Below are 19,513 nucleotides of genomic sequence, written 5' to 3' on the forward strand. Positions count from 1 at the left end.
ACTATACGCATTGGAACGCGCCGGTGTCTTCCCGCAGATGCGCGGGTGTCCCGAAAGGTAACAGGTTCAGCGTGCCTTGAAGGCCGCCAACTGGCCGGGCAGCGGCGCCATGGTCAGGCGGACGCGCACGATCTCCCATCGTCCCTCGGCGCCGGGATGGGTGCCATCGCAGGGGCGGCGGTCGAGAATCTCGAAGGACAGGCTGGACAGGCCGTCCTCCTCCGGGATCGTCCCGCCGGACCAGTTCGCCTGGAAGACCCGCTTGTTGACCCGCGAGATGGGCGAGGCCGAGGCGTCGGGGTTGAAGCCCTCGTTGTCGTGGTCCAGCGGTTCGAACCGGCCGGGCCGCCGCGCGGTCGGGATGCGGCGGGAGCGGATGCGCAGCGACAGGTCGAAATCCTCGTAGCCCCAGCCCCAATAGGCGTTGGAATAGCCGTCGATCCGCCGGAACACGTCGTTCGGCATCAGCAGCACGCCGCCCATCGTGCTCTCCAGGTCGGTGGTCACCGTCTGGTCCGAGCGGCCCGGCGCCACCGGCCGCTGCTCCGCCCCGAAGGACAGGATGGGCGTCGGCCGGTCGACCCAGGAATAATCGGCGTCGACGGGCAGATAGTCGATGTCGTGCAAGCAGGTGTATCCGCTCTCCGCCTCGCCCAGCAGGAAGCCGACATTCTTGATGGCGCCCCGGTTGAAAGGCAGCCTGGCCTCCTGCTCGACAATGGTGACGCGGTAGTCGATGGGATCGGCGAGCGTTGCGAAGTAAGCGCCGACCCGTGGCACGAAGGCCCGCAGATGCGCCGCGCGGTCGCGGTAGGGCACGACGATGTGAAGCCGCCGGTCCGTGGTCGTCATCGCGAGTCTCCTGCCGGTGCGAAGCGTTGCCAGATGGCGCGATAGGCGTCCTCCAGATCGCGGGCGAAGCGGTCGCCGTCGAACAGCGGGCTGGCCGTCCGCGCCAATGCCAAGCGCGCCTTCAGCCCGGCCAGCCGTTCCGGATCGCAGGCGAGGTTCAGCGCCAGCGCCTCGTAGGCCGCCGGCGAGTCCGTCACCAGCTCCGGCAGGCCGACCGTGTCGAGCAGGCTGGCCGCCACCCGCCCGGCGAAGGTCGCGCCCTGGCAGGTCACCACCGGAAGCCCGGTCCACAGCGCGTCGCTGGCCGTGGTGTGGGCGTTGTAGGGCAGCGTGTCGAGGAACAGGTCGGCCAGCCGGTGCCGCGCCAGATGCTCCGCCAGCGGGCGCGGCGGCGCGAAAACGAGGCGCTCCGGCGCCACCCCGCGGGCCGCCGCCTCGCGCCGCAGGTTGCCGGCCACCAGCGGATTGCCGGCGTAGAGCCACAGCACGCTCCCCGGCACGGCGCGCAGCAGCCGCGCCCAGACATCGAACAGGGCGGGCGTCAGCTTGTAGGGGCTGTTGAAGCAGCAGAAGACGAAGCCGTCCTCCGGCAGGCCGCAGTCGGCGCGCGTTGGGGTGCGCTCCGCGATGGCGCGGTGGCGGTCGTTGGGCTGGTAGCCGTGGGGGAGCCGCACCACCGCCTCGCTGTAGAAGCCCTCCTCGCCCGGCGGGATGGTGACCGCGTCGGCCAGGATCACGTCGATGAAGTCCGCCCCCATGGTGCCGGGATAGCCCAGCCAGTTCACCTGCACCGGGGCGGGCCGGGCCGCCAGGATCGCCGTGCGGGCGAAGGCCGTGTAGCCCTTCAGGTCCACCAGGATATCGATGCCGTCGGCGGCGATGGCTTGCGCGGCGTCGCGGTCGGAGCGGTCGCGCAGGTCCACGAAACGCTCCACCGCCGCGGTCAGGCGTCGGCGCATGGGGCTGCCGTCGTCGATGCCGGTGGAATAGGCGGTGACGGCGAAGCGCGTGCGGTCGTGCCGCTCCAGCAGTTCCGCCATCAGATAGGCGGTGGCGTGCTCGTGGAAGTCGGCGGAGAGGTAGCCGACGCGCAGGCGACCGTCTCCGGCAACGGTGGGACGCGCCATTGTCGGCACGCCATGCGCCTTCTGCCGCGCCCAGCGCTCCGCCGCCGCCCGCTGGTCCGCCGGGGTCGTGTCCACCGCCAGCAGGCCGAAGGGCGGCACGCCCAGGGCGCCGGCGCGCAGCCGCTCGATCAGGTCGCCTTCCAGCGCCGGCAGGTCGCGCCAGTCGCAAGCGTGCCGCTGCTGCTGCACGAGCTGCGCCAGCGCCGGGTTGTAGGCGGGGGAAAGCCGCCGGACGCGGCGGAGGGCGTCGATCGACGGCGCGATCCGGTCCGCCAGCGTCGCGGCGGCGGCCAGATCCTCCCAGCCCGCCCGTCCGCCGGGATCGAGGGCGACCGCCCGGCGCAGCGCGTCCAGCGCGGCGTCCGGCCGCAAGGCGCCGGTCAGCGTCTGCCCGAGAGTTCGCCACGCCACGGCATTCTCGGGATGCCGCCCGATCGCGCCGCGCAGCGCCGCCTGGGCGCCCACCGTGTCGTGCTGGCCGAGCAGTTCCACCGCCAGATCGACCGCCGCCAGGGAGTCGGGCTGGAACCTGAGAACCATCCGGTACTCCGCCACCGCCTCCTCCCGCCGGCCGGCGGCGGACAGCGCGTTGGCGAGGTTGCGGCGCAACGCGGGATCGTCCGGCGCCAGCCGCACCGCCACCGCGTTCACCCGCACCGCCTCGCCCCAACGGCCGGCCGCATGGGCGACGTTGCCCAGCAGCATCCAACCATGCCGGTCCGCCGGGTTCAGCGTCGCCATGCGCCGGCCGACCCGCGACGCCTCGTCCCGGCGCCCGGCGGCCAGGACGAGAACGCCGAGATTGTTGAGGGACACCGCGTGCTCCGGGTTGCGCGCCAGCGCCGCGCGGTAGGCGGTTTCGGCCTCGCCGGTCCGGCCCAGAGCGTCCAGCGCGACCGCCAGATTCTTCCAGGTGCCGGCGTCCTCCGGCCGATGGCGCAGAGCCTCGCGGTAGGCGGCCTCCGCCGCTTCGGGGCGGTTCTGATCCTGAAGCGCCACCCCCAGATTGTTCCACACCTCACCCAGCCCGGGGCATGCCGCCAGGACGGTGCGGTAGTGCGGCTCGGCCTCCGCCGGGCGGCGCTGGGCGTGAAGGGACAGCGCCACCCCGTAATGGGCGTCGAGGGAGTCGGGCGCCAGCTTCAACGCCGCGGCGTAGACCGCCCCCGCCGGCCCCCATTGCGACAGCCCCGCCAGCAGGCCGCCGAAATCCAGATAGATGTCCACGTCCTTGCGCAGCGCCAACGCCTGCTGGAACAGCGCCACGGCCTCGCGGACGCGGCCCTCGCGCTGGGCGGCAACGGCCTGCCGGTGCAGCGCGGCGGCCCGTTCGGCGGTTTCGGAAAGGTCCATGCGCCCTCTCAGTCCCGCTGGCGGGTGTGCAGCAGGATGCGTGGGATCTCCGGCGGGCGGCGGTCGTCGCCCCATTGCGAGATGTCGGGAATCGTGCTCACCCCGCGGCGGCGGGCCAGCAGGCTGAGGATGCTCTGGTCGTGCCGGTGGTCGCGGAACTCCGGGTAGTCGGGTTTGCCACACTCGTTCGGAGCGTCGGTGAGGATGCGTTCGTCCTGGGCGAAGCGCAGCCATTCGGAGACGAAGGCGATGGTGTCCGACGTCCGTTCGCAGACGATGAAACTCGCCAGGATCTGGGTGGCGTCGGTGTATTCGGGCCGGTCCAGCCGCATGAAATGGAAGCAGTCGCGCTTGGTCCAGCCGCGGTTCTTGAACTCGTCCTGCAGCGTGAACAGCAGGATGGGCAGATCGCGCCGCCCCCGGCAGAGGTCGATCACCGGGTCGGCGCGGTGCACGAAATGGGCGCCGCTGTCGCAGTAGAACAGCACGTCGCCGTCCTTCAGATGGTCGCGCAGCAGGGTCCAGATGGCCCAGGGCTTCCACAGCCAATAGCCCGCGCCGCGCGGCTGGTCGAGGATGAAGCGGTTGCGCTCGACGAAGGCCGGATCGATGTGGCTTCGGCCCAGCATGGCCACCGAATCGAAGCCGCCTATCTCCATCCCGCTGCGGGCGTTGCGCTTCTGCGCCGCCAGAAAGTCCCCGTCCGCGTAGTTCAGCAGCACCCGCGCCATCGCTCCCCCTCCCCGACCGTCACAGCCGGCTTTCGATCCAGTCGGCGAGGCGGTAGGCGTCGAAATGGAACTCCTCCGTCCCCAGGAAGGGCGCCACGGCGCGGTGGGCGCAATAGGCGTCGTAATCGTCATCCACCGCCAGGATGTGGTCCACCGCCTCCTCGTCCGTGGCGAAGCGCGACACGTCGATGAAGCTGCCGGCCGCCACCTCCCGCTCCATGTCGGGATCGCCCCAGTAAAGCGGCACCGCCCCGGCCTGGAAGACGTCGAGGATCTTCTCCGTCAGATAGCCGGGATGGCTGGCATTCTCGAAGGCGAAGGCGAAGCGGTAGCGCTCGAAGACGCGGATCTTCGCCAGCCAGCCCATCCTGACGACGCTGCCGGTGTTGTTCAGGTGCCAGCCCACCGAATCGACGCGCCGCCGCCCGTCCAGCGCCGGGAAGAAGCGGTTGCGGCGTTCGCCGTTCGGGTTCTTGTAGAGGAAGGCGCAGAAGCCGCGCTCCGCGAAGGTCGCCCGCGTCGGCGGCACCGGCGGCAGGACCGGCGAGCAGAAATGCGGCACCGCCCCCTCCCGCATGTGCTCATAGGCGTGCATGACGTAGAGCGGCAGGCGGTAATGGCGCGGGTCCTCGACGCGGTCGAAGGACACCGCCATGTCGAAACCGTCCAACGGCGGGCGCACATTCTCCCCGGTGAAGAACAGGGTGCGCCGGCTGCGCGCCTCACGGTGCCGCCCGCCGAAGACCGACACGATGGCGAGGTCGCTGTCGTCCTCGACCACCGACAGGTCGAAGCGGCTGGACAGGATCTCGATGAAGAAGTTCGTCCCCTTGTCGAACTCCGGCCAGAAGTCGTGGAAGGCCAGCTTCAGCCGGGTCCGGCCGCCGCGCCGGCCGCGGTACGGGCCATGGAGCAGGAAACGGTCAAGCCGTTCCGGGTCGCCTCCGGGCTTCGCCAGGAATTCCTCAAGAAACGCGCTTGTCCGCTGATCGAGCATCCCGCCATCCGTGCCGGATCGTTGCGCGACGCACGATACGGTCGCCGCGACGCGAACGCCACCCCTTCCGCGCGCCGGCGGGGCCGGGTGACGCGGCGCGGACAACAAAAAAACGCCCCGCGGATGACGGAGCGTTCGAAACACCACAACCCCACGAAGGGAAGAAGTGGTGCCCAGGGACGGAGTCGAACCGCCGACACGGGGATTTTCAGTCCCCTGCTCTACCAACTGAGCTACCTGGGCACCGAGGCCGCGGCGGAGACCGCGGCGCGTCGAGGCGCGTCGAGGCGCGCTTTGTAGGCAAATTCGCCGGGCCTGTCCAGCCCTAAAATGCAGAAATCCGCCGCCCCGTCACTCCCGCTCGTCGGCCTCCTCGGCGTCCGGACGGTCGGGGCTTTCGATGCGGTAGACGCCCCCTAGCCAGCGCGACAAATCCACGTCGGCGCAGCGCTTGGAGCAGAAGGGCTTGGTTTCCTCCGCCGCCGGGCGGCCGCAGATCGGGCAGGCTTTCTCAGAAGGCTTTTGGTTGTCGTTCATCGTTTAATCCTCCGCCGCGGCCGTGCGGACGGTTCCCAGCAATTCGGCCAGGGCCGTGCCGCGCCGGGCGCGGGTCATCTCCACCAGACCCAGCTTGGACAGGCCATAGACCTGGGTCTGCGCCGGATCGTCCTCCACCGCGCGGGACAGGGCGTTCAGCAGCCGTTCGGCGTCGCCCCGGTTGCGCATGTTGACGAAATCGACGACGACGATCCCTCCGGCGTTGCGCAGGCGCAGTTGCCGGGCGATCTCCACCGCCGCCTCCAGATTGACGTCCAGCGGGTTGCCGCGTTCCCCCGCGTTGACGTCCACAACGGTCATCGCCTCGGTTCGCTCGATGACCAGCGACCCGCCGCCGGACAGCGGCACCCGCGTACCGAGCAGCGTTTCGATTTCAGCGTCGAGGTCGCGCAGGTCGAACAGCCGTTGCCGACCGTCTGACGGCGCGGCAAGAAGGCGGGCGTCGAACGGCTCCACCCGCTCCTCCAGATCCGGCGCGCGGTCGGCGCACCAGCCGGCGAGGTCGCGGGCCAGAGCCGCGTCGTCCACGATGATCCGCGACGGGGCAGCCGCCCCATGCTCGATCAGGGCGCGGCGCGGCGCGTCGGGGCCGGTCAGCAGCAATGAGGGTCCGCCGCCCCGCTCCGCCGCGTCGCGGATCGACCGCCACGCCAGATGCAGCGCGTCCGACTCCGCGGCCAGCAGCCCGTCCGGTGCCGTAGCGGCGCCCGCCCGGACGATCCAGCCGGCGCCGGGGGCGATGTCCTGGATGCGGCGGGCCAGCTCGGTGCGCTCCGGCCCGCTGCCCAGCCGCTTCGACACCGCCACGTCGCGTCCCAGCGGCGCGTGCACCAGGAAACGGCCCGGCAGGGTGATGTCCATGGTCAGGGACGGACCCTTGGACCCGGTGGCGTCGGCCTTCACCTGCACCAGCACGGTCTGGCCGGTGCGCAGCAGGTTGCCGATCCGCTCGCCCTTGGCCTTGGGGCGCCCCTTCGGCCCGCGGGCGTCCAGTGCGGAGAGCAGGCCCGACTTGCCGGTGCCGAGATCGACGAAAGCGCCATCCAGCCCCGTCGCGATGCGCTCCACCCGGCCGAGGAACACATGGCCCAGCAGGGACGGACGCTCGGCATGGTCGATGTAGAGGTCGGTCAACCGGCCGCCGGTCAGCACGGCGGCCCGCGTCAGTGGACCATCGCGGTCGATGAGGATGTCCGATCCGGTCCCGCCCGCCGGGCCGCTCACGGCAGCGGGAACCCCGCGCCGCGCAGCAGCGCCGCCACCTCGAACAGGGGCAGCCCGACCACGTTGCTGTAGGAACCGCCGATCCAGCGGATATGGACCGCCGCCCGTCCCTGGATCGCGTAGCCGCCGGCCTTGCCCTGCCATTCGCCGGAGGCGATGTAGGACTCGGTCTCCTCGTGGGACAGCGACTTGAAGGTCACGTCGGTGCGCACCAGCCGATCCGACCGGCGCAGCGCCTCCCCGTCCCCAGTGGGCGACAGCAGCACGACCCCGCCGAACACCCGGTGTCGCCGTCCGGACAGCAGGGCGAGGCAGGCGCGCGCCTGTTTCTCCTCCTCCGCCTTGGGCAAGATGCGGCGGCCGCAGGCGACCACCGTGTCGGCGGCCAGCACGAAGGCGCCGGGATGGCGCGCGGCCACGGCAGAGGCCTTCTCGCCGGCCAGACGCAGCGCGTGCTGGGGCGGAAGCTCCCGCGGCAGGGGCGATTCGTCGATGTCTGCGGGGTCGACCGCGTCGGGCACCACGCCGATCTGGCGCAACAGGTCGAGCCGGCGGGGCGAGGCGGACGCCAGCACGAGCCGGTGGGTGGTTTCGGTGCTCATAACGCGGGGAGGATGGCCGACGGTGGAAACCGGTTCAACGCGGGAAACCGGTTCAATCACTTGAACCGGAACGTGATCCGGCCCTTGGTCAGGTCGTAGGGCGTCATCTCGACGTTGACGCGGTCACCGGCCAGCACGCGGATGCGGTTCTTGCGCATCTTGCCGGAGGTGTGCGCCAGCACTTCATGCTCATTGTCGAGCTTCACACGGAACATCGCGTTCGGCAGCAGCTCGACGACGGTTCCGGAGAACTCGATCAGATCTTCCTTAGCCATAGCCCCTTAAGTCCGTAACAGTTTCGAGGCAATAACTGACCTCCCGAAGCCGCCCGGTCAAGGGGGATTCCACCGGGGGCAGTGAGCCTCCGGCGTGGGGGTTGGCCAAAGCCTTCCAGATGGGACGGAAACAGCCGGCGGTTCAGCCGAGCGGGTTTCCGTCGCCGTTTTCATACTCCGACGCGCCGCCCGCGTCCATGCCCGCGGTGCCGCCAAGCGCCGCCGACTGGAAAGAACTGAGCGGAGACGGGCCGCCATCGAGCCGGAGACGGGGTTCCGCGGCCTGCGCGATGCGCTCGAACATCTCCTTCTGGTCGGTGTCCATGCGCCGCGTCAGCCGCGCGACGGTCTCCGACGCGGTGAGCTCCCGGCCCGAGGCGCGGTCGTAGAACAGGCCGCGGTTGCTCCGCGCCGCGGCGGGCAGAAGCTCCGCCGCGGCGGCCCTGGGCGACGACTCGGCGGCACGGATCAGCTTGGCCGCTCCGCCGACGCCCAGCACATAGGCGATGCGGCTCTCGGTTTCCGACACCGGGCGCTTCAGCCGCTCCTCCAGCCGGTCGCGGCCCTCGGACAGGTAGCGCGCGGCCATGCCGGCGGAAAGGTCGACGTCGTGGCGCAGCGCCAGGATCTGGCGGCGCACCGCCGGGTCCTTGACCGAGGGGATGCCGTTGCGGCTTTGGATCGCGCTCGCCAGTTCTCCCTGGCCGTAGGCGGAGCCATGGCGGCGGAACAGGTCGAGCCAGGTGCGCTCCAGGAACTGGAACGGACCGGCGGCGGAGCTGGAGCGGTTGCGGGCCGCCGGATCCAGCCCGCTTTCCTGGGTCGCCTGGGCGAGAATGGCGGTGAAGCTGTGGCCCGACAGGCCGGCGACCTGCTGGGCCGCCAGAACCACCTGCCCGGCGGCGGGGCTGTTCGCCAGCGCGGCGCCGATCACCGTCGATTGGGTGCCTGACGCAGCAGCCATCGCGGCGGCCTCGGGCTTGCGGGCGGGAAACGGCACGCGGGTTCCGTCGGCGAGTTGGATCGGCGCCTCCGGCTTCGCGGCCGGCAGGGGCGGCACCTTCTGCCCGTTGGTCAATCGCCCGCGGGGAACCGGCTGGGCATCCGCCAGCGCGCTTTGGAACGACCCGCCCGACGCGGCGCCCGTGGAGGACGGCGGCGCGGGAACATCCGGCTTGCGCTCGGGAAGCGGGACGAGTGGAGGCAGCGCGACCTTCATGGAACACCGGAACCGTCAGACCGGAACCGCTCCCGCGGAACCCTTCGCCGCAGCTTTAGCACAAAGGCCTTAATTTTTCTTAATCATTGGCCGGGATCGGCGCGGAGGATTCAATCGCTTGGCGTGTCGGCCATGCGGATGGGGCCGACATCAACCTCCGTTCGCCGCCCCTCGCCGTTCCAATGGTCGACGGCGGCCAGAAGCCGGCTTTTCTCCAAGGGCTTGGCCAGATGATCGTCCATCCCGGCCTGTCGGCAGCGCTCCACCTCCACGGCCAGCACGCCCGCCGACAGGGCCAGGATCGGGATGCGGCCCAGCACGCCGGGAAGCGCCCTGATGCGCCGCGTCGCCTCCAGCCCGTCCATCACCGGCATCTGCACGTCCATGAGGACGAGGTCGTACACGCGCTCCTGCACCGCGGTCACGGCGGCGGCGCCGTCGGGCACCGCGTCCACATGGTGACCGGCTCGGGTCAACATGGCGATCACCAGATCGCGGTTCATCGCCAGATCCTCGGCGAGCAGGATGCGCGCGCCGCGGCTCGGCGGCTGGTGGTTCAGCGCGCCGCCGTCCTGGTCGTCCCGTTCCGGGGCGCTGGCGGGTTGCAGCGGCAGGCTGAACCAGAAGGTGCTGCCGACGCCGGGGCGGCTTTCCACGCCGATCTCGCCGCCCATCAGCTCGACCAGACGGTGGCAGATGGCCAGCCCCAGCCCGGTGCCGCCGCGCCCGCGGTCCAACTGGCTGAAGCGCTGGAACAGTTCGCGCTGGCGGTCTTCGGGCACGCCGATGCCGGTGTCGCTGACGGTGAAGGTGTAGCGGCGCGGGCCGGCCTCGTCCCCCATGGCCTTGACGGTCAGGCGGACGCTGCCCGTGTCGGTGAACTTCACCGCGTTGCCGAGCAGGTTCAGCAGGATCTGGCGCACCCGATCGGGATCGCCCAGCACGTAGCCGCGCGCTGCCGCGGAGACGGAGGTGTGCATCTCCAGCCCCTTCTGCTCGGCGGCCAGCCGTACGATGGCCTGGCAGCGGTCGGCCAGATCGTCCAGTCGGAACGGCACACGGACCAGATCGAGCTTGCCCGCCTCCAGCTTCGACAGGTCCAGCACGTCGTTGATGACGGTCAGCAGGGAACGCCCGGCCTCCCGCACCTGGGAGGCGTAGCGCCGCTGCTCCGCCGTCAGCGGCGTTTCCAGAAGCATGTCGGCGAATCCGATCACGCCGTTCATCGGCGTCCGGATCTCGTGGCTCATGGTCGCCAGGAAATCCTCCTTGGCGCGGCTGCCGGCGCGGGCCTCCTCCATGGCGGCGCGCAGCTCCTGCTCGCGCCGCTTCAGCCGGCCCGACATGTCGTTGAAGGCGTTGGCCACCAGCCGAATCTCGTCGGGCGCGCCGTGGGCCTCCACCACGGTCCCGACGTCGCCGGCCCCGATCCGGGTCGCCGCCTGGCTGAGAACGCGCATCCAGCGCAGGACCGAGGCGTGGAGCAGAGACCAGAGCGCGGCCACGCTGAACAGCCCGGCGATACCGAGCAGAACCAGCCCGCGCAGCAGGTCACGTTGGGCGTCCGCCACGATCGGCTCGGTCGGCATGCCCACGGCAAAGACGGTATCGGTTTCCGGAGAATGGCGGAAAGCCCAGATGCGGGTGCGCCCGTCAGCGCTTTCGCTTTCGAACACGCCGCTGCCCTCGGTCAGCATGCGCTTGATGTATGGGAAATCCATCAGACTGCGCCCGACCCAGCCTTCCGGATCGGGCTGGCGGGCGATCAGCACCCCGCGACGGTCGAGCACCAGAATGCGCGCATCGTCCTGCTTCGTCACCTTCACCAGATCGGTCAACCAAGCGAGGTCGATCGCCACCCCGAGAACCCGCTCAACCTCACCATTCACCAGCACCGGCTGCACCGCCAGGATCAGCGGCTTCCCCGAACGCTTGCCGATCACCACCTCGCTCAGCACGAAGGATTTGGTGTCCAGCGCCCGCTGGAAATACTCGCGCTCGCGCAGGCTCATCCCGGAGCCGGGGCCGGTCGTGTCGCAGATGAGGAGGCCGTTCGGGTCGGTCACCCACACGCCGGTCGTCCAGCGGTGCTGCCGCGGCATCGGCGCCAGCGTGGCGACGCAGGCGTCGGTGTCCCTGTGGTCGGCGTCGCGGACCGCCGGCACCAGGGCCAGAACGCTCAGCAGGTTCCGCGCCTCGCCGATCAGGTCGCGCTGCCGCTCCACCCCGTCCTCGGTCAGGTGCCGCGCCAGTTCCTGGGCGCTGCTCAGGCGCTGGTCGAGCTGCTGGTCGAAAAAGTACAGCGCCCCGGCCAACGGCAGAGCCAGGGACGCCAGCACGACGCCCATCAGACGCAGACGGAGACTCCGCAGACCGGTGGCACGAAACAGGCGGGACGGCAAACCGGCGAGCATCAGGCGGAGAACCTCTCAAGGGTCTCTAGAGACTAGGTGGAGGGGCACACGTCGTTCGATGACCCATCTCAATAGCACCTCAACCCATCCTTGAAAAAGGACTTCACATAATCCCGCCGTCAAACCGGCGGATGGTCACACCATCGGGCCGCGGGACAATGGAAACCGTTCCTTGATCCTGCCCAGCAACCCGTCGCGGACCTTGCGGTAGGCCTCCAGCATGGCCTCGCGGTTGCCGTCCACCAGGGTCGGGTCGAAGGTGTTCCAGAACTCCACGTCGCACGCCATGGTGCGGGTCATCTCGATGGCGCGGTGCTGTGCCTCCGGCGACAGCGACACGATCAGGTCGAAATTCGTGTCCTCCAGATCCTCGAAGCTGCGGCAGCGGTGGCGGGACAGGTCGATGCCCATCTCCTCCATCACCGCCACGGCGAAGGGGTCGACCTCGTCCCCCTCGCGCACGCCGACCGAGTCGACATAGACGCGCGTGCCATGGAAATGCCGCATGATCGCCGCCGCCATCGGCGAGCGGATCATGTTGTAGGTGCAGGCGAACAACACGCTCGTCACGGGGAGCGGTTGCAGCACCGGGGCCATGCGCCGCCCGACCCCGTCAGCCGCGGATGTGGAGGACGCAGATCAGCGTGAACAGCCGACGCGCCGTCTGGAGATCCATTTCGACCTTGCCGGCCAGCCGTTCGCGCAGCATCTCCGATCCTTCGTTGTGCAGGCCGCGGCGCCCCATGTCGATCGCCTCGATCTGCGAGGGCGTGGAGCGCTTGATCGCCTGATAGTAGCTTTCGCAGATCAGGAAATAGTCCCGGACGACGGACCGGAAGCCGGTCACCGGCAGGGTGATCCTGTCCAGCGCGCTGTCGTCGTCGCGCCGGACGTCGAAGACCAGCCGGTTGTCCTCGATCGACAGATGCAGGTGATAGGGGCCGGAGTCGGCATGGTCGCAGGGGAAGAACTCGTTGTCTTCGAGCAGGTCGAAGATGGCAACCGCGCGCTCGTGCTCCACCTCCGGCTTGCGCCGGATCACCGTCTTCTCGTCGAGCGTCACGTGGACGATGCGGCGGTTGCCCTTCGTGCTCACCCCTGACCTCCCCCAGGCAGGCGCAGCGCCACCGACAGCGCGTGCGCGTCCAGACCCTCCGACCGGGCCAGCGTCACCGCCGCCGGACCGATCGCCTTCACGCTGTCCGCATCGCAGGCGACGAAGGTCGTCCGCTTCATGAAATCGAGCACGTTCAGGCCGGAGGAGAAGCGCGCGGAGCGCGCCGTCGGCAGGACGTGGTTCGGGCCGGCAACGTAATCGCCGATGGCCTCCGGCGTGTAGCGGCCGAGGAAGATGGCACCGGCGTTGCGCACCTTCGCGGCCAGCGCGTCGGGGTCCTCCACCGCCAGTTCCAGATGCTCCGGCGCCAGCCGGTCGATCAGGGCCGGCGACTCGGCCAGCAGGTCGCGCACCACGATGATGGCGCCGTGCTCTCGCCAGCTCTCCCCGGCGATGGCGGCGCGGGGCAGCGTCTCCAGATGCCGGTCCACCGCCGCCGCCACCGCGTCGGCGAAAGTCGGGTCGTCGGTGATGAGGATCGACTGGGCCGAGGTGTCGTGCTCCGCCTGGGACAGCAGGTCCATGGCGATCCAGGCCGGGTCGTTCCGGTTGTCGGCGACCACCAGGATCTCCGACGGGCCGGCGATGCTGTCGATGCCCACGGTGCCGTAGACCAGCCGCTTGGCGGCGGCGACGAAGGCGTTGCCGGGGCCGACGATCTTGTCCACCGGCGCGATGGTCTCCGTGCCGTAGGCCAGCGCGGCCACGGCCTGGGCGCCGCCGATGCGGTAGATCTCGGTGATGCCGCAGCGCTTGGCGGCGGCCAGGACCAGCGGGTTGATCGCCCCGTCCGGGGTCGGCACCACCATGACGATGCGCTCCACTCCCGCGACCTTGGCCGGCAGCGCGTTCATCAGGACGGAGCTGGGGTAGGACGCCGTGCCGCCCGGCACATAGAGGCCGGCGGCCCCGACCGCCGTCCAGCGGGCGCCCAGCCGCACGCCCTGGGCGTCGCGGTAGTCGGTCGTCTCCGGCACCTGGAGGCGGTGGAAGCTCTCGATGCGCTCCGCCGCGGTGTCGAGCGCGCGCAGCAGGTCGTCGCCGCATTTTCCGACCGCCGCGTCGACCTCCTCCTGGGAGATGCGCAGGGTGGCGGGGGTCAGCGTCTGGCGGTCCCAGCGGGCGGTGTAGTCGATCAGCGCCGCGTCGCCGCGCTTGCGCACGTCGTCGATGACGCCGGCGACCAGGACCTGCACGTCCTCGCTGGTTTCGCGCTTGGCGTGGAGAAGCCCCTCGAAGCCTTCGGCGAAGCGGGGGTCCTGGGCATCAAGCCTGACGGGCATTCACAGCCTCCCGGAAGCGGTCGATCCAGCCGGAGATCTCCTCGGGCCGCGTCTTGAAGGCGGCCCGGTTGACGATGAGGCGGGAGGTGACGTCGGCGATGTGCTCGATCTCCACCAGACCGTTCGCCTTCAGCGTCGAGCCGGTGGACACCAGATCGACGATGCGGCGGCATAGGCCGAGGGTCGGGGCAAGTTCCATCGCGCCGTTCAGTTTCACGCACTCCGCCTGCACCCCGCGCGCCGCGAAATGCTTCCTGGTGACCTCCGGGTATTTGGTCGCGACGCGCACATGGCTCCAACGCGACGGATCGTCGCTCTCCCCCAGTTCGACCGGTTCGGCGACCGACAGGCGGCACTTTCCGATGCCAAGGTCGAGCGGCGCGTAGATTTCCGGATAGTCGAACTCCATCAGCACGTCGTTGCCGGCCACGCCCAGATGGGCGGCGCCGAAAGCGACGAAGGTCGCCACGTCGAAGGACCGGACGCGGATGATGCTGAGATTCGGGATGTTGGTCGCAAAGCGCAGGAGCCGGCTGTCCGCGTCGTCGAACGCCGCTTCCGGCTCGATGCCGGCATGGGCGAGCAACGGGCGCAGCTCCTTCAGGATGCGTCCCTTGGGCAGGGCCAGAACCAGCGGCTGACTGGCCGACACGTTCGACGACGCATCGGCCGGCGTGCTGGGCGCTGACGCGCCAAGAGCACGGGTATCGGCGGGCAAAGAACTCTCCTCGGGCTGAACCGCTGCCCGGATATACCACATTCCGCGCCGCCGTCACGGTCTTAGGAGGCGTAGTGCGGCGCAGGGCGGCTTTGTCGGGCGCGGAAATCGGGAACTCCATCCATCGGGGCAGGGCACCCCTTCCCTATCTCCCCCCCAAAAATATTGAACTTATAATTTTTGTTGTACACGTCATTTCACATATTCTTTTTCATTTTTCTCCTTGACCGAATGCCCATTAACATTGTAGATAAATCCCCGGACGCCCAAGGGGGGCGCCCCGCGGCAATTTGATCGCCAGCTTGCGCCGCGTCACCAAACGCTAAAGCGCCACGATACCGGTCGTGGAACTCTGACAGGAGTGACCGGAATGACCATGATGACCCTCCCCTCCTCCGCCGATCGGACCGGCACCGCGATGGGCTTGTGTTGCCGAATGCGCAACGCCTCGTGTCGCCGCTGACTCCAGCGCGCCAAGCCATCCAGTCCAGCATCCGATCCGCAAGAATCCCGCGCGCCGCAGCGCCGCGGGCCGAGGGAGAACGCCGTCATGAGCACCTCCAACGCCTACGCCATCGAAGTCCAGGGCCGGTCCGCCGGCATCGTCGTCGCCGGCCAGGGCGGCTTCACCTTTTTCGTGTCCGACTGGTCCTTCAAGGATCTGGACCGCAAGACCTTCCGCAACGTCGGACAAGCCGAGCGCGCCGCCAAGCAGTTGGCAGCCCGACGCTCCGGCGTGCGGCGGCGCTGAACGCGCGCCTGCATTTCACAACACTCCATCGCCCGACCAGGCCATTCCACACCGCGCATAGAGGACCCGTTCCGTGAAAGCCTTTCTGACGTCCATTGTCACCGCCGCCCTTCTCACCGTCTCCACCGGCGCCGGCGCCGCGGCTCTGAAGCTCGGCGTGTCCGCCGGCCCCTATGGCGAGATCCTGGAGTACACGGCGAAGATCGCCGCCAAGGAGGGCCTGAAGGCGGAGGTGATCGAGTTCACCGACTGGAACATGCCCAACGCCGCCCTCCAGTCCGGCGACATCGACGCCAACAACTTCCAGCACCAGCCCTTCCTGGACAACCAGATCAAGCAGCGTGGCTACGACATCGTGCCGGTCGCCAAGAGCATCGTCGTACCCATGGGCATCTACGCGAAGAAGGTGTCGTCGCTGGCCGACCTGAAGGAGGGGGCCAGCGTCTCCATCCCCAACGACCCCACCAACGGCGCCCGTGCGCTGTTCCTGCTGGCCAAGGCCGGGGTGATCGGGCTGAAGGACGGGGCGGGCCTGAACACCTCCATCGCCGACATCGCGTCCAACCCGAAGAAGATCAAGCTGGTGGAGTTGGACGCCGCTCAGCTTCCGCGCTCGCTGGACGACGTTGACGCCTCGGTCATCACGCTGAACTACGCGGTCCTGGCCGGGCTGTCTCCGAAGACCGCCCTGGTCCTGGAGGACGACCAGTCGAAATGGCACCTCATCTGGGCCGTCCGCAAGGACCGCGCCGAGGACCCGGCGATCAAGCGCTTCATCGAACTGTACCGCTCCGCCGAGGTGCGCGACTTCATCAACACGCGCTTCAACGGCACCATCATCCCGACTTGGTGATTGCCCTCTGTCCATCCCCTCTCCCCGCTTGAAGGGGAGAGGGGCCTTTCTTTTCAGGAAGCTCCGTCATGACCGGCCAGTTCAGCCGCACCGCCTCGATCTTCGACCGTGGCCTCGCCCCCGACCCCGCGAACCACGTCCCGCTCAGCCCGCTCAGCTTCCTGAAACGCGCGGCGAAGGTCTATCCGGACAAGCCGGCCATCCGCCACGGCCGCCGCACCATCACCTACGCGCAGTTCCACGACCGGGTGCGGCGCTTCGCCGGGGCGCTGCTGCGGGCCGGGGTGAGGCGCGGCGACACGGTGTCGGTGCTGGCGCCCAACGTCCCGGCGCTGCTGGAGGCCCATTACGCGGTGCCGCTGGCCGGCGCGGTCCTGAACGCGCTGAACACGCGGCTGGACGCCGCGGCCATCGCCTTCATCCTGGACCACAGCGAGACGGCGCTCCTGCTCGTCGACCGCGAACTGTCGCCGGTCGCCAGGGCCGCGCTCGCCCGGACGGAGCGCCCCGTCACGCTGGTGGAGATCGCCGACGAGCAGGCGCCTGACGCGCCGTCGCTGGGTGCCGTGGAGTATGAGGACTTCCTCGCCGCCGCCGACCCCGCCCCCTGGCACGGGCCGGACGACGAGTGGCAGGCCATCGCGCTGAACTACACCAGCGGCACCACCGGCAACCCCAAGGGCGTCGTCTATCACCACCGCGGCGCCTATCTGAACGCGCTGGGCAACGCCTTCACCCTGAACGTCCGGCCCGAGAGCGTCTTCCTGTGGACGCTGCCGATGTTCCATTGCAACGGCTGGACCTACAGCTGGGCGGTCACCGCCGCGGGCGGCACCCATGTCTGCCTGCGCCGGGTGGAGCCGGCGGCGATCTTCGACGCCATCGCGGAGCTGGGCGTCACCCATTTGTGCGGCGCGCCGATCGTGCTGAACATGCTGATCCACGCCCCGGCATCGGTGCGGCGGCCCGCCCCCCGCCGCGTCGTCGTGGGCACCGGCGGCGCCGCTCCGCCGTCCGCCGTGCTGGCCGGCATGGCGGCGCTGGGCTTCGACGTGGTGCACATGTACGGGCTGACCGAATGCTACGGCCCGGCCACCGTCTGCGCCCCGCAGGACGGCTGGGAGCATCTCGACGCCGACGGGCTGGCGCTGCAATTCGCGCGGCAGGGGGTGAACCACGTCGCGGTGGAGGATGCCACCGTGCTCGACCGCGAGACCGGCCGGCCGGTCCCCGCCGACGCCCAGACCATCGGCGAGATCGCGCTGCGCGGCAACACGGTGATGAAGGGCTATCTGAAGAACCCCACGGCGACGAAGGAGGCGCTGAAGGACGGCTGGTTCCGCACCGGAGACCTGGGCGTGCTGCACCCCGACGGCTATATCGAGGTGAAGGACCGCAGCAAGGACATCATCATATCCGGCGGCGAGAACATCTCGTCCCTGGAGGTGGAGGAAGCGTTGTACCGGCACCCCGCCGTTCTGGAGGCCGCCGTGGTCGCCCGCCCCGACGACCGTTGGGGCGAGAGCCCCTGCGCCTTCGTCACGGTGAAGCCCGGCGCGGAGCGCCCCTCTGAGTCCGACATAATTCAATGGTGCCGCGACCGCATTGCGCACTACAAGGTGCCGCGCACCGTCGTGTTCAGCGACCTGCCGAAGACATCGACCGGTAAAATCCAGAAGACCGTCCTGCGCGACGCCGCCCGCGATCTGGGCGCACGTCGGGAGGCCAAGAGCGTATGATAACCTTCGAACAGCTTCAGAAAACCTATCCGTCCCGCGGCACCGGGCAGCCGGTCCAGGCGCTCGCCGACATCGACCTCACCATCGGGCGCGGCGAGATCTACGGAATCATCGGGCGCTCGGGCGCCGGCAAATCCACGCTGCTGCGCACCGTGAACCTGCTGGAAAAGCCGACGTCGGGCCGCGTGCTGGTCGACGGGGTGGACGTCACCGCCCTGTCGCCGCGCGATCTGCGCGAAGCGCGGCACAGCATCGGCATGATCTTCCAGCACTTCAACCTGCTGTCCTCGCGTACGGTGTTCGACAACGTCGCCCTGCCGCTGGAACTGGCCGGGGTGGCGAAGGCGCAGATCCGCGAGACGGTGGAGCCGCTGCTCGACCTCGTCGGCCTCACCGACAAGCGCGACCGTTACCCGGCGGAGCTGTCGGGCGGGCAGAAGCAGCGCGTCGGCATCGCCCGCGCGCTGGCCAGCAAGCCCAAGGTGCTGCTGTCGGACGAGGCGACCTCCGCCCTCGATCCGGAGACGACGACCCAGATCCTCCATCTGCTGGCCGACATCAACAAGCGGCTGGGGCTGACCATCGTCCTGATCACCCACGAGATCGCCGTCATCAAGGAGATCTGCCACAAGGTGGCGGTGATGGAGAACGGTCGGATCATCGAGCAGGGGCCGGTCTTCGACATCTTCGCGCACCCGAAGCACGAGACGACGAAGACCTTCGTCGATCCGGTGATCAACCGCGGCATCCCGGACAGTCTGCGCGCCCGCCTGTCGGCCACGCCGGTGCCGGGGTCGAACATGGTGCTGCGCATCACCTTCACGGGCGAGCGCGCGACCTCCCCGGTGATCAGCGCGATCAGCCGCAAGCTGAACCTGGACCTGAACATCTGGCACGGCCAGATCGACGAGATCCAGGGCGCGCCCTTCGGAACGCTGGTGGTTGAGGCCATCGGCAACCCGCAGTCCATCGAGGCGGCCATCAGCCTCCTGAACGTCAACAAGCTCGGTGTCGAGGTGCTCGGTCATGCTGTCCCCGGAAATCTACGCGCTGCTGTTTAAGGCGCTTCTCGACACGCTCTACATGGTGGCGGTGTCGGGCCTCCTGGGCACGGCGCTGGGCCTTCCGCTGGGCGTGCTCCTGGCCGTCACCGGCCGGGGGGAGCTGCTGCAGAACCTCGCCTTCAACCGGGTCGCCGGCGTGCTGGTGAACATGACGCGCTCCACCCCCTTCATCATCCTGGTGGTGGCGATCATCCCCTTCACCCGGCTGATCGCCGGCACCTCCATCGGCACCGCCGCGGCCATCGTGCCGCTGACGGTCGCCGCCGTGCCCTTCATCGCCCGCATCGTCGAGGGCGCCGTGCGCGAGGTCGACCGCGGCCTGATCGAGGCGGCGCAGTCCATGGGCGCCACGCCCTTCCAGATCATCCGCAAGGTCCTGCTGCCGGAGGCGATGCCCGCCATCGCGCTCGGCCTGACCCTGTCGGTGGTCAGCCTGATCGGCTATTCGGCCATGGTCGGTGCGGTCGGCGGCGGCGGGCTGGGCGACCTCGGCATCCGCTACGGCTACCAGCGCTTCCTGCCGGAGGTGATGCTGGCCGTGGTCATCGTGCTGATCGTGCTGGTGCAGATCGTTCAATCGACGGGCGACTGGATCGCCCGCCGCGTCAACAAACGCAACCTGAAGTCCTGAGGAGT

At 69.4% G+C, this 19,513-nt stretch carries 19 protein-coding genes and 1 tRNA gene; 5 read left to right on the plus strand and 15 right to left on the minus strand.

Annotated features, from left to right (window positions below):
- Positions 1-66: 66 nt before the first annotated feature.
- The 15 genes from ACWPXE_RS06495 to hisG all read right to left on the minus strand — a co-directional run bounded on the left by ACWPXE_RS06495 (position 67) and on the right by hisG (position 14,404).
- Positions 67-852, minus strand: a complete 786-nt coding sequence (locus ACWPXE_RS06495; protein ID WP_454017147.1) for a galactosyltransferase-related protein — start codon at positions 850-852, stop codon at positions 67-69.
- The gene (locus ACWPXE_RS06500) at positions 849-3,332 is read right to left on the minus strand and encodes a tetratricopeptide repeat protein (protein WP_454017148.1); all 2,484 of its coding nucleotides are present in this window, start codon (positions 3,330-3,332) and stop codon (positions 849-851) included. Before ACWPXE_RS06500 ends, ACWPXE_RS06495 begins: the two co-directional genes overlap by 4 nt.
- An 8-nt stretch (positions 3,333-3,340) precedes the next feature.
- On the minus strand, positions 3,341-4,063 hold the full coding sequence (locus ACWPXE_RS06505; protein WP_454017149.1) for a hypothetical protein: 723 nt from the start codon (positions 4,061-4,063) through the stop codon (positions 3,341-3,343).
- Positions 4,064-4,082: 19 nt separating this feature from the next.
- Positions 4,083-5,060, minus strand: a complete 978-nt coding sequence (locus ACWPXE_RS06510; RefSeq protein ID WP_454017150.1) for a glycosyltransferase family 10 domain-containing protein — start codon at positions 5,058-5,060, stop codon at positions 4,083-4,085.
- 167 nt (positions 5,061-5,227) lie between these two features.
- Positions 5,228-5,303, minus strand: a tRNA-Phe gene (locus ACWPXE_RS06515).
- A 108-nt stretch (positions 5,304-5,411) separates the two neighbouring features.
- The gene (yacG, locus tag ACWPXE_RS06520; RefSeq protein WP_454017151.1) at positions 5,412-5,597 is read right to left on the minus strand and encodes a DNA gyrase inhibitor YacG; all 186 of its coding nucleotides are present in this window, start codon (positions 5,595-5,597) and stop codon (positions 5,412-5,414) included.
- 3 nt (positions 5,598-5,600) lie between these two features.
- Positions 5,601-6,842, minus strand: coding sequence for a ribonuclease E/G (locus ACWPXE_RS06525; protein WP_454017152.1), 1,242 nt, complete (start codon positions 6,840-6,842; stop codon positions 5,601-5,603).
- Positions 6,839-7,444 (minus strand): Maf family protein, encoded by a 606-nt coding sequence (locus tag ACWPXE_RS06530; protein WP_454017153.1) that lies wholly within the window; start codon positions 7,442-7,444, stop codon positions 6,839-6,841. Before ACWPXE_RS06530 ends, ACWPXE_RS06525 begins: the two co-directional genes overlap by 4 nt.
- A 56-nt stretch (positions 7,445-7,500) precedes the next feature.
- Positions 7,501-7,719 carry a translation initiation factor IF-1 gene (infA, locus tag ACWPXE_RS06535; protein WP_014198195.1) on the minus strand — a complete coding sequence of 73 codons (219 nt, stop codon included), beginning with the start codon at positions 7,717-7,719 and terminating at the stop codon, positions 7,501-7,503.
- Between the two features lie 142 nt (positions 7,720-7,861).
- On the minus strand, positions 7,862-8,938 hold the full coding sequence (locus ACWPXE_RS06540) for a lytic transglycosylase domain-containing protein (protein WP_454017154.1): 1,077 nt from the start codon (positions 8,936-8,938) through the stop codon (positions 7,862-7,864).
- Positions 8,939-9,048: 110 nt separating this feature from the next.
- Entirely contained in the window at positions 9,049-11,352 is a 2,304-nt protein-coding gene (locus tag ACWPXE_RS06545) for an ATP-binding protein (protein ID WP_454017155.1), read from the minus strand.
- A 135-nt stretch (positions 11,353-11,487) separates the two neighbouring features.
- A complete protein-coding gene (locus tag ACWPXE_RS06550; protein WP_237905298.1) occupies positions 11,488-11,949 on the minus strand; it encodes an arsenate-mycothiol transferase ArsC in 462 nt (153 codons plus the stop codon).
- A gap of 16 nt (positions 11,950-11,965) precedes the next feature.
- The gene (locus tag ACWPXE_RS06555) at positions 11,966-12,448 is read right to left on the minus strand and encodes a UPF0262 family protein (protein WP_454017156.1); all 483 of its coding nucleotides are present in this window, start codon (positions 12,446-12,448) and stop codon (positions 11,966-11,968) included.
- Positions 12,445-13,752 (minus strand): histidinol dehydrogenase, encoded by a 1,308-nt coding sequence (gene hisD, locus ACWPXE_RS06560; RefSeq protein ID WP_454017157.1) that lies wholly within the window; start codon positions 13,750-13,752, stop codon positions 12,445-12,447. Before hisD ends, ACWPXE_RS06555 begins: the two co-directional genes overlap by 4 nt.
- A complete protein-coding gene (gene hisG / locus ACWPXE_RS06565; RefSeq protein ID WP_041812864.1) occupies positions 13,736-14,404 on the minus strand; it encodes an ATP phosphoribosyltransferase in 669 nt (222 codons plus the stop codon). The genes hisD and hisG overlap by 17 nt, the downstream gene beginning before the upstream one ends.
- A 616-nt stretch (positions 14,405-15,020) precedes the next feature.
- On the opposite strand from hisG, the gene ACWPXE_RS06570 reads away from it, so the two are divergent.
- From ACWPXE_RS06570 to ACWPXE_RS06590, 5 genes are all read left to right on the plus strand, one after another.
- Complete coding sequence (locus ACWPXE_RS06570; RefSeq protein WP_014198188.1) at positions 15,021-15,221, plus strand: hypothetical protein; 201 nt, start codon at positions 15,021-15,023, stop codon at positions 15,219-15,221.
- 73 nt (positions 15,222-15,294) lie between these two features.
- A complete protein-coding gene (locus ACWPXE_RS06575; RefSeq protein WP_454017158.1) occupies positions 15,295-16,074 on the plus strand; it encodes a MetQ/NlpA family ABC transporter substrate-binding protein in 780 nt (259 codons plus the stop codon).
- A 68-nt stretch (positions 16,075-16,142) separates the two neighbouring features.
- Entirely contained in the window at positions 16,143-17,813 is a 1,671-nt protein-coding gene (locus tag ACWPXE_RS06580; protein WP_454017159.1) for an acyl-CoA synthetase, read from the plus strand.
- A complete protein-coding gene (locus ACWPXE_RS06585) occupies positions 17,810-18,874 on the plus strand; it encodes a methionine ABC transporter ATP-binding protein (RefSeq protein WP_454017160.1) in 1,065 nt (354 codons plus the stop codon). Before ACWPXE_RS06580 ends, ACWPXE_RS06585 begins: the two co-directional genes overlap by 4 nt.
- Positions 18,840-19,508 carry a methionine ABC transporter permease gene (locus tag ACWPXE_RS06590; RefSeq protein ID WP_104675398.1) on the plus strand — a complete coding sequence of 223 codons (669 nt, stop codon included), beginning with the start codon at positions 18,840-18,842 and terminating at the stop codon, positions 19,506-19,508. The genes ACWPXE_RS06585 and ACWPXE_RS06590 overlap by 35 nt, the downstream gene beginning before the upstream one ends.
- Positions 19,509-19,513 lie beyond the last annotated feature (5 nt).

The sequence above is a fragment of the Azospirillum sp. Marseille-Q6669 genome, from assembly GCF_965111635.1.